We start from the raw sequence: 14428 nt of genomic DNA on the forward strand, positions 1-14428 counted from the left end.
GGGCGTCAGATTAAACATGCCAGGATTCGCGTAGCCACCCGGAACCTGCAGACAACGTGTCGGTTGCCTCTCATCACGGTGTGCATGCTTCACGAGAGCAGGAGAGACAGATGACAATGAAACGGCTCATGATTGCTGGTTGCTCCATCTTGGTTTTGAGCACCGGCGCAGCATTGGCTGGGCCCTGTGACACAGGCCGCTCCGCCAGCCTGAAGGATGCAGGCTCTGGACCGGCCAAGACGGGCGACAGCCAGACAACAGGCATGGCTGCCAATACCGGTCAACATCCGCCGACCGAATCGATGAATCAAAAGACCGGAGACGTTGCTGCGTCTTCGCAGGATGCGCAGCGGCAGATGCAAGGCGAGCCGACGGCTGCACAGCAGGCCGAAGGCGCCAAGGCTGGCAGCAAGACCGCAGACAAGGATTGCTGAGGCGTCAAGCTGAGGCGGTGACGAAGTGTCGCCGCTTCGGCCGGTCCGTCGGCATCTCGACCGAAGTCTCCATCTTTGACAAACGGCTTCGGGCAGGCAAACCGAATTCGCGAACTGTGACCGACCCTGCCTCATGCGTCGATCCGTCGCTCGCGGTTCGTTCGCCTTGTCCGAGAGAGAAATAGCTTTGCCCGAGAGGGAAGTTTCCGGTGTCAGATGCGTCGGTATGCCGTCGACATCGGATGTTCCGAGCTTGCGCTATGTTCGAGGTCAACCTAGTTTTGATGTCGGCACGAACGTCGTGCCAGCACTGCTTGGGAGAAACCCTGATGAGTTGGAAAACTCCGAAGATTGTGGAAGTGCCGGTGGGCATGGAAATCAACATGTACGCCTGCGCGGCGCGTCAATAGACGCGTCGAAACGGTCTGCCCGGCTCCGGTAACAGCTTGTTGCTGCGGGTCGGGCAAGCTGTGCGATCCCCAGGAAGTTCTCCACGACCTGCATCAAGAGCAAGGCGCGGATCCTGCCAAAGGGACAGGAATCGCCTGAGTGGCTGCTGGAAGGCGAGTCGCTCCAGATTACTTGCCCCGTCCAACCTTGCATTCAAAGCGTTCCCATGGCTCGCCGATCGTCCCAGCATCATGCTAGGGTATGTCCTCGGCCGACTCCGCCGGACTTACCGGTTCAACCCCATGACCCGCTGAATGCGAATATTTGCGCGCGCGAAGACCTTCCAGGCGGCGGTCGTGTCTCTTGCTGCGCTGCTGCCGGCCTGCGTCCATGCCGAGGGCATCGATACCGAGCATCTGTTCGGCTTCATGATCGGCACCGATGTCGGCAATGTCGGTGAACGGGAGTTTCAAAGCGAGACGACCGGGCGCTTCGGCAAGAACGGCGGCCGCTATCGGGCGGTCGGCCAGGAGTTCGAACTGGAGTTCGTGCCTGTCCGGAATTTTCGAATAGAGATCGGAAGCACGTTTGCGTCGCATCAGATCAGTGGCGTGCCGGGCCTTGACGACCAGCACCGGTTATCGTGGCAGGGCGGGTCGCTCGATCTGCGCTACCGCTTTCTCGATCGGGAAACGGCCGCATTCGGGCTTACTTTCGCGGCGGAAGCGCACGCGCATCGGGTCGATGAGACGACGGCTGAAACGGTCCGCAGTTTCGGGACGGAATTCAGGCTGGCGTTAGACCGGGAACTCGTGCCGAACCGCGTCGTCGGGGCGTTCAATCTGATCTACGAACCGGAGTGGACGCGCCTTGTCGGCAGTGGCGTGATGGAGCGGGAATCCACCGCAGGCGCAGCGCTTGGGCTAATGGCGCAGTTGCGTCCCGGTTTCCTGTTGGGCGGTGAAGCGCGTTACTTGCGGAAATACGAAGGGATCGGTTTGGAGGAACTTGCAGGGCAGGCGTTGTTTGTCGGTCCAACGGCATACTTCCAATTGTCGAAACGCTCGCGGCTGACCGCAAGCTGGAGCGTTCAGGCGTGGGGGCGTCCGGCGGGGTCAACCGCCGGCCTTGATCTCGTCAATTTCGAACGTCACCAGGCCCGGCTGGTATTTGGCGTCAACTTTTAGGCTGCTGCGCGCCCCAGTTCCGGCTTTTCACGGGTAGCGAAACTTTACGTCGCCCGTTACCGTAGCTTTTGGCGTTGTTAATTCCGGAGCAATTCAAGGGATATCAGCCATGACTCCGATAGATTTGGTCGTGACCGTCTGTGCGGTGCTCTCGCCGACCACCTGCGAGGAAACCCATCTGGTCTTTTCTTCAAATGTTTCGTTACGGCAGTGCACCATGGCGGCGCAGCCCTACATCGCGCAGTGGGTTGCCGAACATCCGAAATGGACCGCGGTGAAATGGCGTTGCGAATATCCGCGCAACAACCAAAAGGCATTCCAGGACGCGGTGTGGTCCGCGGGCTGAAGCATTGCAGCAAGAAGGCTGTGGCGGCTACTTGTTGCAGTCCTTCAAATCCTTGTCCGCGATCGAAAACACGGCGTCGGCCCTGATCTCGATGCCGCGCACAAAGCAATGTTTCGAGCCGCGATAGCCGACCTTGGCGTCATAGCGTCCCGGCTCCACCCCGGTCATACGCAGGCGCTCGTCGTGGTCGACTTCCTTGTCTTTGTCATTCAGGGTCTGGTTGGGACCCCAGTCGTTCTTTCCGGCCGGGGAAAGCTGAAACTCCGAAATGGTCGCGGTGGTCAGATTCCACAATCGGATGCCTTTTCCCTGCGCGGCCACTTCATTGGCGCTTGCTGACAACAGGGCCACCAAAGCCAGGGTCCATCGCATCGGGCAATCCTTTCATCGCGAGCGTTTAGAGCCGTCATTACTTTATCAGACGGTCTCGATTTTTTGCCTTATCGAAATTTCTCGCCCGATCAAGACCGATTGGGGCGATCAACCTGGCTGAATCGAGATCGGCACCATCGAAATCGGTATCGATGACGGTGATACCGGTCAAGTCGGCTCCACCGAGCTGGGCCCCCTTGAGAGAAGCACCGGTGAGGTCACCACCCTTCAGCGCGACAAATTCGAGATCGACACGGGACAGGTCGGCGCCGCGTGCGTTCAGCCGTTCCAGATTGGCGGATTTCAGAATCCCGCGCATCAGGCCCATTGATTGGTTGCGCATGTCCGCGCCCAAATTTGCTCCTGCGATCGAAGCTCCGACAAGACTGGCGCCGGTGAGATCAGCAGCGATGCGCGCTCCCGAGAGATCGGCGCCGTCCAGACGGGCGCGAACCATCTGCGAGGCGAACAGGTTTGCGCTCCTGAGGCTTGCGCCGGTCAGGTCCGCCTCGAGCAGCCATGCCTGGTCGAGGATTGCACGGTCGAGTTTGGCGCCGGCGAGCTTTGTCTTGTTGAGCCGTGCCGCGCGGAAATTCGCACCGGACAGGTTGAGCCCGGAGAGGTCGAGGCCGGATAATCTCTTTCCTGTGAAATCGGCGGGTGCGGCGGCGGTCGCCGCAGCGAGCGCGGCTTCGACTTCTCCGCGGGTCATTTCGGCAGAGACCATATCGGGCGACGACAGGTCCACGTGACGCATCATGTCCTGCGCCGTTGCCGTCATGGTCACAAGAGCAAGACCGAGCGCTGCAGTTCCGATCGAGCGTTTCATCTCCAACCCCGCCGATGACGTATCCTAGCACCGGCCTCAGGCACTGCCTATGCGCTTTCCCGCTCGGAGGGATCGCCATTGATGCGCCGCATGACATCCAACTTGATTGCGGCGATCTCGGCGTCTCCGCGCTCGCCGCGCCGTGTGCGGATAGGTAGCTCGGCGACAATCCGGGCCGGGCGCGGCGACAGCAGGAACAGGCGGTCGCCGAGGCGAACCGCGTCGTCCACGTCATGGGTAACCAGCAGCGTTATCATGGAACGGTTGTCCATCAACACGGCAATCTGATCGCGCATACGGGCGGCGAGGGCGGCATCGAGCGAGGCCAGCGGTTCGTCGAGAATGAGGAACGCCGGCTCGACGGCGAACGCGCGGGCGAGCGCAACGCGCCGGGCCAGACCTAGCGATAGTTCGCCGGGAAAGTGGTTGCGATGCGCGTTCAACTCCAGAATCTCGAACAGTGCTGAAAGCTTCGCTTCATCGGCCAAGGGCGCGACAAGTCGTACATTTTCTTCGACCGATCGCCAGGGCAGCAGCCGTGGCTCCTGGAACACGAAGCCGATACGCGCGCCGGCGGGACGCGAGACGCGCCCTTGAAAGTCGGGGTCGAGGCCGGCGAGAATCCTGAGCATCGTACTCTTGCCGCAGCCGGATGGACCGACGAAGACGCCGACCTCTCCGGCATCAAGCGCAAAGGAGACGCCATCGATCACGTCGTGCTGTTCGCCCGCCGCATTCTTGAACGTCTTGCTGGCGATATCGACCTCAAGCCGCACGGGGACGCCACCGGGATAGCCGGGCCTCAAATGGCTGCACCAACAAGGTTTCAATGAGGAGCACGACCGCCGCGAAGCTCAGTGAATAGGCCAGCAATAGCGGAATGTCGAACAGTTGGAACGCCACGCCAATTTCGAAACCAACACCGTTCGGACGTCCGAGTAATTCCGCAACAAGGACGATCTTCCAGACCAGGGAAAGCCCTGATCGCGCGGCGGCTGCGATATAGGGCGACAGTTGCGGCAAAATGACGTGCCGGAACTTCTTCCAGCGCGGCAGCGCAAATACTGTCGCCATTTCGTCGAGCGTCGCGTCGAGGGCGCGCGCGCCCTCGCGCAGCGTCACGACAGCGGTCGGGAGCTTGTTGATGGCGATTGCCGCAATAGCAGCGACTTCAGTCAATCCAGCCCAGATGTAGGCGAGCACGATAACCACGAGCGCCGGCAAATTGAGCAGCAGGATCAGCCAGGGGTCGCCCAGCCGATCGGCAAGCCGTACGCGGCCCATCAGGTATCCGATGGCGGCGCCCAGCGTCATCGCCAGCGTGAAGGCGAGCGCAACGCGCGCCAATGTCACGCCGAGATGGAAGAATAAGTCACCGGACCGCGCTTCCGCAATCATGGCCGTGAGCACGGTGGGGGGAGGTGGCAGCTTCGCGTCTCCGGCAAATAGCGAGGCGATCCACCAGGTTGCGAGCAGCACGGCGAATGACAGCAGGCGCGGCACCTCAGTCTCCCGGGATCGCGTGATAGAATGTTCCGGAATCGAGTTCACGCGCCGGTCCGACAAGTTCGCGGCCGCCGATGTCAGCCAGCACGCGGTAGAGAATGCGTGCGTCGGCTTCTTCGTCCACGACCGGGCGACGCGGAATTCCCTCCCGATAGCGATCACGATAGGCGCGCAACGTTGCGGCATCGGGAGCGCCGGTCAATGGCGCAATTTTCTCCCACTCCGCATCCGAGGTCGATAGGATCTCTTTCGCCGCGCGGGTCATGGCGATGAAGCGGGCAATTTTGTCCTGGTTTGCGTTCGCCCATTTCTCGTCGAAGACGTAGCCGATCATCGCGGTGCGGCCTTTGGCGCCGAGTTTTGGCAGCAGGTCCTCAATGCCGGCGATGCGGCGAAAACCCTTCGCTTCCAGTCCGGCGCAGAAATTCCAATAGTTCAAGGTCGCATCCATTTCCCCGCTGAGCGTCTTCGCAGCCAGCAGCGGTGGCGCGCCGTAAGCGATCGTCGCGTCCGACTTCAGGTCGATGCCGTCCTGCTTCAACCACGCCAGCAGCAGCAGCCAGCTCTTGTCGATCGGGCCACCCGCGACGGCGAGCTTGCGGCCCTTGAGATCGGCCAAGCTCTGGATCGGCGATGAGGCAGGCACCATCACGGCGCCGAGCGCGCTCGAATAAGGATAGAATGTCAGCTTGGCGCCAAGTCCGCGTTCGCGCGACACCCAAAGCCAGTCGGTGACCACAATGTCCGCATTCCCGGCGCGAAGCGCGATCTTGCCCGCCTCGGGGCTCGCTAGTTCGAGAACCCGGACCGAAAGGTTGGCCTTCTTGTCGAGGCCGTGGGCGCGGATCACTGCGAGTTCCCAGGCAAATGTTCCGGTCTTCTGCACCGCAACGCGTAAAGCCTCGGCGCTGCAGCACGTGCCGAGCGAGACTGAAACAATCGTAGCAAGCAGCATGCGAACAAAATGCTTCATGGTGCCTTGAACCGCTTCCTCGAACGTCTGCTTTTCAACGGATCAGTCATAGCATAGCTTGCACGTTAGCAGCTGGAGGAAGACGATGATGCTTGCCCGATCGGTACGACGTATTGTCGCCGTATTGACGATACTGCCGACCGTGGCAGTAATCGCGCACGCCCAGGATATCAACGATTACCCGACGTCTGCGCGGGTCGAATACGTCTTCGGCTGCCTGAAAGCGAATGGTGAGACGCGGCAGGCGATCGAACAATGCTCCTGTTCGATCGACGTTGTGGCTTCGCTCCTGCCTTATCAACGCTATATCACGGCCGAAACTGTGCTCAGCATGTCGCAGGTCCGGGGCGATATGGGGAGCCCGTTCCGCACCTCAGAGCAGGCGGCAAGCGCGCTCAACGATCTCAGGCGCGCGCAGGCGGAAGCGGAAGTGCGCTGTTTTTGAACGGCATACACCGCCTGATCACATCCCGGAATCGTCGATCTTCCATTCGCGCTGGAAGACGTGTCCCTCGGTATCCTTGGCCTCGGCGCGGAAATTTTTCGCGCCATTCGACACGTAGGTGAACCTGATATTGGGATCTTCCGAGATTGAAATGCCGCCTTCCATCGTCAGCACCAGGCTGTCGTCCTGCCAAAGCCGCAGTTCATTGACGAAGAATGCCGGGACATACAGGTGCGTGACCTGGTTCATCTGCAGGCCGGAATTGTTGGGATGCCCGATCATGATCTGGGCCTCGCGTGCGCCGCTGGCGGGGCCTTCACCGGCTTTTGCGAACTGCCGGTAGCGCATCTGGCCGAGCCTGCCTTTGGCTTCGTCGGCGTTCTTGGCGGCAGGCGCCGAACAGCCGCCGGACGCCTTCACATAAGTCTTGACCATGTAAAGTTTGCCGTCGCTGAGTTCGGCCACCGCATGAACATCGGTGTAATTGTTGACGCGGACGCGGGTGGATATCTCAGACACTTTGGCGTCCGGCCCAAGCTGGAATTTTGCCGCCATCGGCGCGGGGTTCTGGTCGATGACCAGCGTAATGCTCCGCACTTGCCTGATGTCACCGGGCGACAGCTTCGTTCGCAAGGTCACCGGCACGATGGCGGCATCCTCGGCGCGGGTCGGCATTTCGATGGCGATCACGTCGCTGCCATCGCTCATCGGGCGATTGTTGAAGATGTCCTGGACCAGGCCGGGCCAGGGGTCTGGCGTTGCGGCATGCGTTAGCGGTGCGCCGAACAGCAGCAAGCCAGCGACGCCAAGCAGGTGGAAAAGAGATCCGCGCATGCACCACCTTCATTGGGATGGAAGCAACGCACGCAATATAGGGCAACGCGCGCGCTATTCCCATTCAATTTCCGAAAATGCTGCGGTTGCGTTGCGGGTGTTGAAGTCGTCGAACAATTCCCATCGGGATCGCTCGGAGCCCGCTGCCGTGCCAGCCGCCGCGATCGGCTTGCCGCTTGTGACGAGCCCGCGTACGTCTGAGGCCAGCGTTTCGAGATAGCGGCGCTCGTCGGCGAGCGCGCTCGGCCATCCGCTCACAGGGCCGTGACCGGGAACCACGCGTTGCGCGGGCAGGGCGCCGAGCTCGCCGAGTGCACCCAGCCAGCCGCGGATGCTGCCGTCCAGCACGGGCGTGTGGGCCAGAAACACCAGGTCACCCGCAAATAGGGTTCCGGTTTTTTCATCAAGCACCGTGAGATCGCAATCGCTATGCGCGGCGGGCCACGCCCGCAACACGAGCTTTCGTGCGCCGAGATCCAGGTTGAGCGTGCCGCTGACGAGCAGCGTTGGTGACACGATGCGGATCTCGTCGATCAACTGGTCGCCCATGGTACGGCGAAATGCATCGAGATAGAATTGTCCGCGCGCGGCTAGCGCGCGTGGCAGGTTCGCGTGGCCGACAAAGGTCGTTCCGTCCTGCACGAAGGCGCCATTGCCGAAAACGTGATCGGGATGGCCGTGCGTATTGATGACGTACCGGATCGGTTTGCCGGTCCGGGCACGAATGGCCGCCATCAATTGTCGTCCCTCGCGCAGGCTGCCGCCCGTATCGATCACGGCGACGGCCTCTTCGCCAACGATGAAACCGACATTGGCAATCGCGCCGTCATTCTCTCGCGTCATCTGCGCGGTTTGGCCGTTGTGCACGAATACGCCATCCGCAATGGAATTGACGGGCAACTCCCGCTGTTGCGCGAACGAAGCTGTCACTGTCGCGAGCATCGCGAGCGCGGCAAGGATCAATGCGGGATGGGCCATATTTCGGCCTCTGTCGCACCACGAAGCACTATCGGCAAGTCCATGTTTCATCGCGCCTACGTTTGCGTCGCAGCACAGGCGACGAGACCCTATGGGGATTATTCCTGTTGCAGGCTCCAATTGACAAGCTTAGCATTTTGCTTGTCGGAACTTCGTTCGTCGGGGTTGCCGATACTTTTCTCGAAGTTGGCAACCATGGTGGGCCGGAAGTGCAGCAGCTTTTGATGACATATGCCGGCCAGAAGCGCTGGCTGACGATTTCGATACTCACGATCCTCGCCATGCTTGTCGGGCGCGATGTCGCGCACGCGCAGATCAAGGAGGGCGGCGATCTGTCGATCGAGCTCGTCGATCCAAAGGTGCTGCGCGTCTGCGCCGATCCGCATAACCTGCCGTTCTCCAACGACAAGGGCGAGGGATTCGAGAACAAGCTCGCCGAACTGTTCGCCGAGAAGCTGCACAAGAAGCTGGACTACATGTACTTCCCACAGGCGACCGGCTTCGTCCGGATGACGCTGGGTGCCCATCGTTGCGACGTCATCATGGGCTTCCCGCAAGGCGACGATCTGGTTCAAGGCACCAATCCCTATTACCGCACCGCCTATGCGCTGGTTGCCAAGCGAGGCAGCGGCCTCGACGAAGTGACGACGCTGGAAGACGAGCGTCTGAAGGGGAAGCATATCGGCATCGTGGCCGGTACACCGCCCGCTACGAATATGGCGGTCAACGGCCTGATGGCGAATGCCAAGCCGTATCAGCTGATGGTCGATACACGCCTGGACTCGTCAGCGGAAGCCATGATTGCCGACCTGACATCGGGCAAGATCGACGCTGGCATTCTCTGGGGGCCGATGGCTGGCTTCTATGCGAAGAAGGCGAACCCGCCGCTCCATGTCACGCCCCTCGTGAAGGAAAAGACCGGGCCGCGATTGGCGTTTCGTATCGGCATGGGCGTGCGCGGGGCCGACCAGAACTGGAAGCGGCAGCTCAACCGTCTGATCCAGGAGAACCAGCCCGCCATCAACAAGATACTGCTGGATTACGGCGTGCCCTTGCTGGACGAGAACGACCGGCCGATCGGCGCGGAGACGGCAACGAAAGCCCCATGAAGGAAACGCTCGCAGGCCTGATCCTTGCGGCATTCACATTCATTGTCTCGACATCAGCGCAGGACAAGCCTCCCGAGCCCGACGGGTATCGCATGGAGGATTACCGTGCGCCGGTACCCGCGACCCTCGCCGGCGTGCGTGTTCTGACGACCGCCGAGGCCGGCGCGATCTGGCGAGCAAAGACGGGTGTATTCATCGACGTAATGCCCCGCGCGCCGAAGCCGCCAAATCTTCCCCAAGGCACGGTCTGGCGCGATCAGCCGCGGCTCAACATTCCCGGCAGCGTGTGGCTGCCGGACACCGGCTACGGAAAGCTGGCGGCGGCGACGGAAGATTACCTGCAGCGAGGGCTCATCCGCGCGACGGCGGGCAATACTACCGCGTTGGTGGTGGTTTACTGTCAGGCCGATTGCTGGATGTCCTGGAACGCGGCAAGGCGAATCCTGGCATACGGCTATTCCAATGTAGCGTGGTATCCCGAAGGAACCGATGGCTGGGAACGGGCCGGCCTGGATCTCGCTGAGTCGCAACCGGAAGCGCGGACGGGTGAATCGCCGCGCTAGGGACTATTCTATCTCCTGCTGAATCGTTCGTCCGAGGGCGAACAGGCGCTGGTCGATCGCCGTCGGCACCTCGCAGACGAATTTGATGACGCGCTGCCGGTCCTCGAAGATGCGTGTCTGCCAAACAAGCTGATTTCCGAGATCGTCGATCTTGGCTTGATCGCGCTGGGACTCACCCTGCAGTGCCTGCAGGGAAAGAGTATCGGCGCGGATTTTATCCGCCGCCGCGCGCTGTTTGCGTGTCACGCGCTCCAGCCCGTTCAGAACCTGGGAGCGTTGGGCATTGAGGGAGTCGAACAGGCCGGCAAACAGCAGTTTCCCGCTCGTGGTCTTGTCGGCTGCACCGTTCAGATATTCCGTAATCGCTTTTTGCGCTTCCTCGAGTGGGGTACGCCTTGCCGCCAGCTTCGCGACCAGCGCACTGACCTTGTCGTCTTCTTTCCACTTGCCGGAGATGTCGTCGAGCGGCGGGCCTGCCCACACCGCAGCGAGGGAAATCTCGGGCACCTTGGCCTGCACGCATGGCCAGTCCGGATAGCGCGGATCGGCGGCGTGGCAGAATCCACCCGTCACCGTAACGGCGAGCAATGCTGCGATCGCGATCCGATGCCTCATGTCTCGCCTCCAGCCGGTCCGCGGCGGATCAGGCCACGCGATGGATCGTAGGCGTAAATCGCGCCGATCAGGAAGACCGCCGTGCAGCCGCCGACAACCGCGAGCGACGTCCAGTTCACTTGCCCATACAGCGCGAAACGTATCAGCTCCACGGCATGGGTGAACGGATTGAACTGACAAACGTAGTAGAGCATCGGGCTGCTCTCCAGGATACGCCACAGCGGATAGAGCGCTGAGGAAGCGAAGAACATCGGGAAGATGACAAAGTTCATCACGCCCGCAAAATTCTCAAGCTGCTTGATGCCGGAGGAGATCAGCATCCCCAAGGCGCCGAGCATCAGGCCGGACAGGACCAGCGCGGGCAGAACCGTGAGATAGCCGGTCGGCGGCGGCGCGATATCCCAGAACCAGGCGATCAGCAGGAAGGCATACACCTGAAGCAGCGAGACCGCGGTTCCCGCCAGAAGCTTGCAGGACAAGAGAAACCATCGCGGCAGCGGGCTCACCAGCAACGTCCGCATATTGCCCATCTCGCGGTCATAGACCATGGAGAGCGAAGACTGCATGCCGTTGAAGAGCTGGATCATCGCCATCAGGCCAGGCGCAATGTAGACCTCGTACAGGATGTAGGTTTCATATGGCGGGATGATGGAAAGGCCGAGCACCTGACGGAAGCCGGCCGCGAAGATGAACAGCCATACCAGGGGCCGCACCAGTGCGGAGATGAAGCGTTCGCGCTGATGCAGGAAGCGAAGCGCCTCGCGCCAGACAATGCCGTTCAGGCAGATGAGATATTCGGCGAGCGAGAAGCCGCTCCGGATCGGCCTCATGGTTGCTGATGTCATGACGTTGGGCCCCCGCTTTGTGCGGTGGAGCCGGTCAGCCGCATGAATGCCGTGTTGATATCGCTGCCGCCGGCGTCGGCGATGACCCGCGCCACCTTGCCCTGGGCTAGTACCCGGCCCTGATGCAGGACAACCAGATCGTCGTTCGAACCAATCTCGTCGAACAGATGCGTCGCCCACAACACGCTTATTCCCTGTTCGGTAACGAGCTGGCGGACATGATTGAGGATGTCGGCGCGGGCCTTGACGTCGAGGCCGACGGTTGCCTCGTCGAGCAGGAGCAGGCGCGGGCGGTGCAGCAGCGCGCGGGCGATTTCCAGGCGCCGCATCTGGCCGCCGGAGAGATCACGCACCTTGCTGCCGGCGCGGTCGGCAAGGCCGATGCGTGCCAGCACCTCGCGGCTACGTTCGCGGGCATCGCGCCGGCCGATGCCATGCAAGGCGGCGTGATAAAGCAGGTTCTGCGTCACCGAGAGGTCGAGATCGAGCGTGCGGGGCTGAAACACGACGCCGAGCAGCCGCAACGCTTCGCCCGGGGCATGCGCGACGTCGTGGCCGAAAATTCCGATATGCCCGCGCTGGATTCCGAACAGTCGCGTGATCAGCGAAAAGAGTGTGCTCTTGCCGGCGCCGTTCAGGCCCAGCAGCGCCGTGAAACTTGCCGGTGCGACGGTGAAGCCGATGTCGATCAGCGCCTGTCGGGTGCCATAGGAATGACTGACGCCGTCGATCGACAACGCAGGTATCTCCGCGGCTTCGGGCCGGGGAGGGACGTCCTGCGCGTTCTGACCGGCGGAAAATGCGTCAGTGGCCGTCATGGTTGTGCAATCGTGATCCCCCAGGGCAGCTCGCCGACCTGGATCGTCTTGATGACCTTTTGCGCGGCGACGTCGATCACCGAGACGTCGTTCGACACGCCATTGGTAACCATCAGATATTTCTCGTCCGGGGTGAATGCCATGTGCCACACCCGCTGCCCCACCAGCAGATATTTGATGACCTTGTGGCTGGTGGCATCGACGACCGCGACGCGATTGGCTGGGCCGAGCGCGACGAAAGCGGTCTTGCCGTCCTTGGTCATGCCGATGCCGACCGGCTGGATGGCTTCGCTTCGCAAGCCGGGAATCTCGAACGTAATCTTCTTCGTCACCTCCCGCTTGATCGGGTCGATCACTGAAATGGTGCCGCCGATCTCCGACGATACCCACACTTCGGAATTATCGCGCTTGAACTCGGCGAAGCGCGGGCGCGCATCGACGAGTACGTTGGCGACGATCTGGCGCGTCTTGGTGTCGATGAAGTGCGCCATGTTGGTGGTCTCGGAAGTATTGATCAGGATTGACCCATCCGGGCTGATGGCCATGCCCTCCGGTTCGACACCGACCTGGATTTCGCCGAGACGGGCGCGCTTCTCGACGTCGATGATGGTCACCGTATTGTCGTTTTCGTTAGCGACATAGAGGATCTTGCCGTCAGCATCGAGGGCGAACAGTTCGGGGTCCGGGCCGGAGGGCAGGGTATCGACCACTTCCTGCTTGGCAACGTCGATGACCTGAATGCTGTCGTCGTCGCCGACGGCCACGAACACAAACTTTCCATCCCTCGTGAACTCGATGCCGCGCGGCCGCTGGCCGACCTTGATGGTTTTGGTCACTGTCCAACTGTTCGTATCGATTACCGATACGGTGTTGCTCTTCTCGTTGGACACATAGGCGATGAAGGCCGAGGCAGGGCTCACCGCCGCGAGCCAGGCAGCCAATCCGGAAAGCAGGCAACACCGCCACATATGCAATTTCTCCTCCTTCATTGCAGCTTGCACTTGGTTTCCGGCCGATCGGCGCCAAGCGTGTCGAGCTCCGAAACCTGATGCAGGAATCCCTCCTGCGGCGAAACCGAGACCACCATGCGTCCATCGACCAGCAGGATCGGTTGACGAAGCTGCAGGTTCCAGTCCCGCAGCGTCAGCCGCCGGCCCTTGAACGCCGCGATGGAAAAGTCGGGCCCTTTCAGGAACTCCGATACCGCTTTTGGGTCACCAGACTTCGTGCGGGACGCCGCTTCGCCGATCATACGCGCGGCCGTCCAGGCTTGCATGTCCAGTGCGGTCATGTGTCGCGAATTCAATTTTGTAAACCGGTTCTGGATCTGGATCGCGCCCCACTGATCCTGTGCGGCATGCCAACTCGTTGGAATCAACCCCGCCGAGCCGGCAACTGGCCGCGGGTCCCAGGTGCGGTAGGGCAGGTAGGACGCGAACACCTCGCTTTCGTCAGCCGCGACGAGGACGTCATAGGCCGGCGCCTGCTGGGTGAATACCGGTATTTGCCGCTGGATCAAGGTGACCCCGCTGTCGGTGCGACGGGCGCCGCCGGTATCCTCAAAAGTTCGCTCCTGAACGATCTTGGCGCCGAAGCGCGTCGCTGCGCGACGCAATGCGTCGGCGTACAGTTTGTCCTGGTCATGCGAGCCGACGACGAACAGCCAGCGCTTCCATTGCTTCCACACCAGATACTGGGCGAGCGCATCCGCAAGCATCGAGCGCGTCGGCGCGACATGGATCACGTTGGCGCGACAATCCTGTTCACGCAACCGGTCGTCGATCGCGCCGGCATTCAACAGCAGCGTTCCGCGATCGCGAAGCGTGTTCGCCGCCTTCAATAAATCGTCCGCCGGAAGGTCGGCAATGATAAAACCTGTGCGCTCGGCAAGCGCTGCCGCGGCCTTCGCGACGTCCTCATTGTCCTTGAGCCGGACTGCCTCCAGCGTGAAGTGCTGATTGAGGAACTTGCCCGTGGTGTTGTTGTCTTCGATGGCAAGGCGTGCGCCGGCAAGGCCGTCATTCTCGGCCGGCAGTTCGACGAGCGACAATTTCGGCTTGACGCCGGTACGGCCGAGGTAGCCGATGCCGATCTCGATGGGGTCGGCCGCGAGCACGGGGGTGGCCGCGATGCAAAAACCGATCGCAGCGACCAACCATCGGATCATGGCTCCTCCCTGACAGG

General features: G+C 61.4%; 19 protein-coding genes. 7 read left to right on the plus strand and 12 right to left on the minus strand.

The window, feature by feature from the left end:
* The first annotated feature begins 110 nt into the window (after window positions 1-110).
* From KIP88_RS05320 to KIP88_RS05335, 4 genes are all read left to right on the plus strand, one after another.
* Entirely contained in the window at window positions 111-434 is a 324-nt protein-coding gene (locus tag KIP88_RS05320) for a hypothetical protein (protein WP_249790537.1), read from the plus strand.
* A 329-nt stretch (window positions 435-763) separates the two neighbouring features.
* On the plus strand, window positions 764-844 hold the full coding sequence (gene pqqA / locus KIP88_RS05325; protein ID WP_108512900.1) for a pyrroloquinoline quinone precursor peptide PqqA: 81 nt from the start codon (window positions 764-766) through the stop codon (window positions 842-844).
* A gap of 294 nt (window positions 845-1138) precedes the next feature.
* Window positions 1139-2011, plus strand: coding sequence for a hypothetical protein (locus KIP88_RS05330; protein ID WP_214486813.1), 873 nt, complete (start codon window positions 1139-1141; stop codon window positions 2009-2011).
* A gap of 109 nt (window positions 2012-2120) precedes the next feature.
* Window positions 2121-2357 (plus strand): hypothetical protein, encoded by a 237-nt coding sequence (locus KIP88_RS05335; protein WP_214486814.1) that lies wholly within the window; start codon window positions 2121-2123, stop codon window positions 2355-2357.
* Window positions 2358-2384: 27 nt separating this feature from the next.
* On the opposite strand, the gene KIP88_RS05340 is transcribed toward KIP88_RS05335, so the two are convergent.
* The 5 genes from KIP88_RS05340 to KIP88_RS05360 are packed head-to-tail and all read right to left on the minus strand — an operon-like array spanning window position 2385 to window position 6037.
* Window positions 2385-2729, minus strand: a complete 345-nt coding sequence (locus KIP88_RS05340; protein WP_214486815.1) for a hypothetical protein — start codon at window positions 2727-2729, stop codon at window positions 2385-2387.
* A gap of 37 nt (window positions 2730-2766) precedes the next feature.
* Entirely contained in the window at window positions 2767-3558 is a 792-nt protein-coding gene (locus tag KIP88_RS05345; protein WP_214486816.1) for a pentapeptide repeat-containing protein, read from the minus strand.
* A 47-nt stretch (window positions 3559-3605) separates the two neighbouring features.
* The gene (locus KIP88_RS05350) at window positions 3606-4334 is read right to left on the minus strand and encodes an ABC transporter ATP-binding protein (RefSeq protein ID WP_214486817.1); all 729 of its coding nucleotides are present in this window, start codon (window positions 4332-4334) and stop codon (window positions 3606-3608) included.
* Complete coding sequence (locus KIP88_RS05355) at window positions 4324-5061, minus strand: ABC transporter permease (RefSeq protein ID WP_214486818.1); 738 nt, start codon at window positions 5059-5061, stop codon at window positions 4324-4326. Before KIP88_RS05355 ends, KIP88_RS05350 begins: the two co-directional genes overlap by 11 nt.
* Window position 5062: 1 nt before the next feature.
* The gene (locus tag KIP88_RS05360; protein ID WP_214486819.1) at window positions 5063-6037 is read right to left on the minus strand and encodes an ABC transporter substrate-binding protein; all 975 of its coding nucleotides are present in this window, start codon (window positions 6035-6037) and stop codon (window positions 5063-5065) included.
* An 85-nt stretch (window positions 6038-6122) separates the two neighbouring features.
* On the opposite strand from KIP88_RS05360, the gene KIP88_RS05365 reads away from it, so the two are divergent.
* On the plus strand, window positions 6123-6482 hold the full coding sequence (locus KIP88_RS05365) for a hypothetical protein (protein WP_214486820.1): 360 nt from the start codon (window positions 6123-6125) through the stop codon (window positions 6480-6482).
* Between the two features lie 18 nt (window positions 6483-6500).
* Here the strand turns inward: KIP88_RS05365 and KIP88_RS05370 are convergent, their stop codons facing one another.
* Window positions 6501-7316 (minus strand): quinoprotein dehydrogenase-associated SoxYZ-like carrier, encoded by an 816-nt coding sequence (locus tag KIP88_RS05370; RefSeq protein WP_214486821.1) that lies wholly within the window; start codon window positions 7314-7316, stop codon window positions 6501-6503.
* A 54-nt stretch (window positions 7317-7370) separates the two neighbouring features.
* The gene (locus KIP88_RS05375) at window positions 7371-8294 is read right to left on the minus strand and encodes a quinoprotein relay system zinc metallohydrolase 2 (protein ID WP_214486822.1); all 924 of its coding nucleotides are present in this window, start codon (window positions 8292-8294) and stop codon (window positions 7371-7373) included.
* Window positions 8295-8518: 224 nt separating this feature from the next.
* On the opposite strand from KIP88_RS05375, the gene KIP88_RS05380 reads away from it, so the two are divergent.
* Window positions 8519-9403, plus strand: coding sequence for a substrate-binding domain-containing protein (locus KIP88_RS05380; RefSeq protein WP_214487285.1), 885 nt, complete (start codon window positions 8519-8521; stop codon window positions 9401-9403).
* Entirely contained in the window at window positions 9400-9966 is a 567-nt protein-coding gene (locus KIP88_RS05385) for a PQQ-dependent catabolism-associated CXXCW motif protein (RefSeq protein ID WP_214486823.1), read from the plus strand. The genes KIP88_RS05380 and KIP88_RS05385 overlap by 4 nt, the downstream gene beginning before the upstream one ends.
* A 3-nt stretch (window positions 9967-9969) precedes the next feature.
* Here KIP88_RS05385 and KIP88_RS05390 read toward each other — a convergent pair whose 3' ends face one another.
* The 5 genes from KIP88_RS05390 to KIP88_RS05410 are packed head-to-tail and all read right to left on the minus strand — an operon-like array spanning window position 9970 to window position 14411.
* Window positions 9970-10581: a hypothetical protein gene (locus KIP88_RS05390; RefSeq protein ID WP_214486824.1), complete on the minus strand. Its 612-nt coding sequence runs from the start codon at window positions 10579-10581 to the stop codon at window positions 9970-9972.
* Complete coding sequence (locus tag KIP88_RS05395; RefSeq protein WP_214486825.1) at window positions 10578-11426, minus strand: ABC transporter permease; 849 nt, start codon at window positions 11424-11426, stop codon at window positions 10578-10580. The genes KIP88_RS05390 and KIP88_RS05395 overlap by 4 nt, the downstream gene beginning before the upstream one ends.
* Window positions 11423-12244: an ABC transporter ATP-binding protein gene (locus KIP88_RS05400; protein ID WP_214486826.1), complete on the minus strand. Its 822-nt coding sequence runs from the start codon at window positions 12242-12244 to the stop codon at window positions 11423-11425. The genes KIP88_RS05395 and KIP88_RS05400 overlap by 4 nt, the downstream gene beginning before the upstream one ends.
* Window positions 12241-13233 carry a YVTN family beta-propeller repeat protein gene (locus KIP88_RS05405; protein WP_214487286.1) on the minus strand — a complete coding sequence of 331 codons (993 nt, stop codon included), beginning with the start codon at window positions 13231-13233 and terminating at the stop codon, window positions 12241-12243. Before KIP88_RS05405 ends, KIP88_RS05400 begins: the two co-directional genes overlap by 4 nt.
* Window positions 13230-14411 carry an ABC transporter substrate-binding protein gene (locus KIP88_RS05410; protein WP_214486827.1) on the minus strand — a complete coding sequence of 394 codons (1182 nt, stop codon included), beginning with the start codon at window positions 14409-14411 and terminating at the stop codon, window positions 13230-13232. The genes KIP88_RS05405 and KIP88_RS05410 overlap by 4 nt, the downstream gene beginning before the upstream one ends.
* Between the last annotated feature and the right edge of the window lie 17 nt (window positions 14412-14428).

Origin of the sequence: Bradyrhizobium sp. SRL28 (genome assembly GCF_018596315.1) — a bacterium.
GTDB lineage: Bacteria > Pseudomonadota > Alphaproteobacteria > Rhizobiales > Xanthobacteraceae > Bradyrhizobium.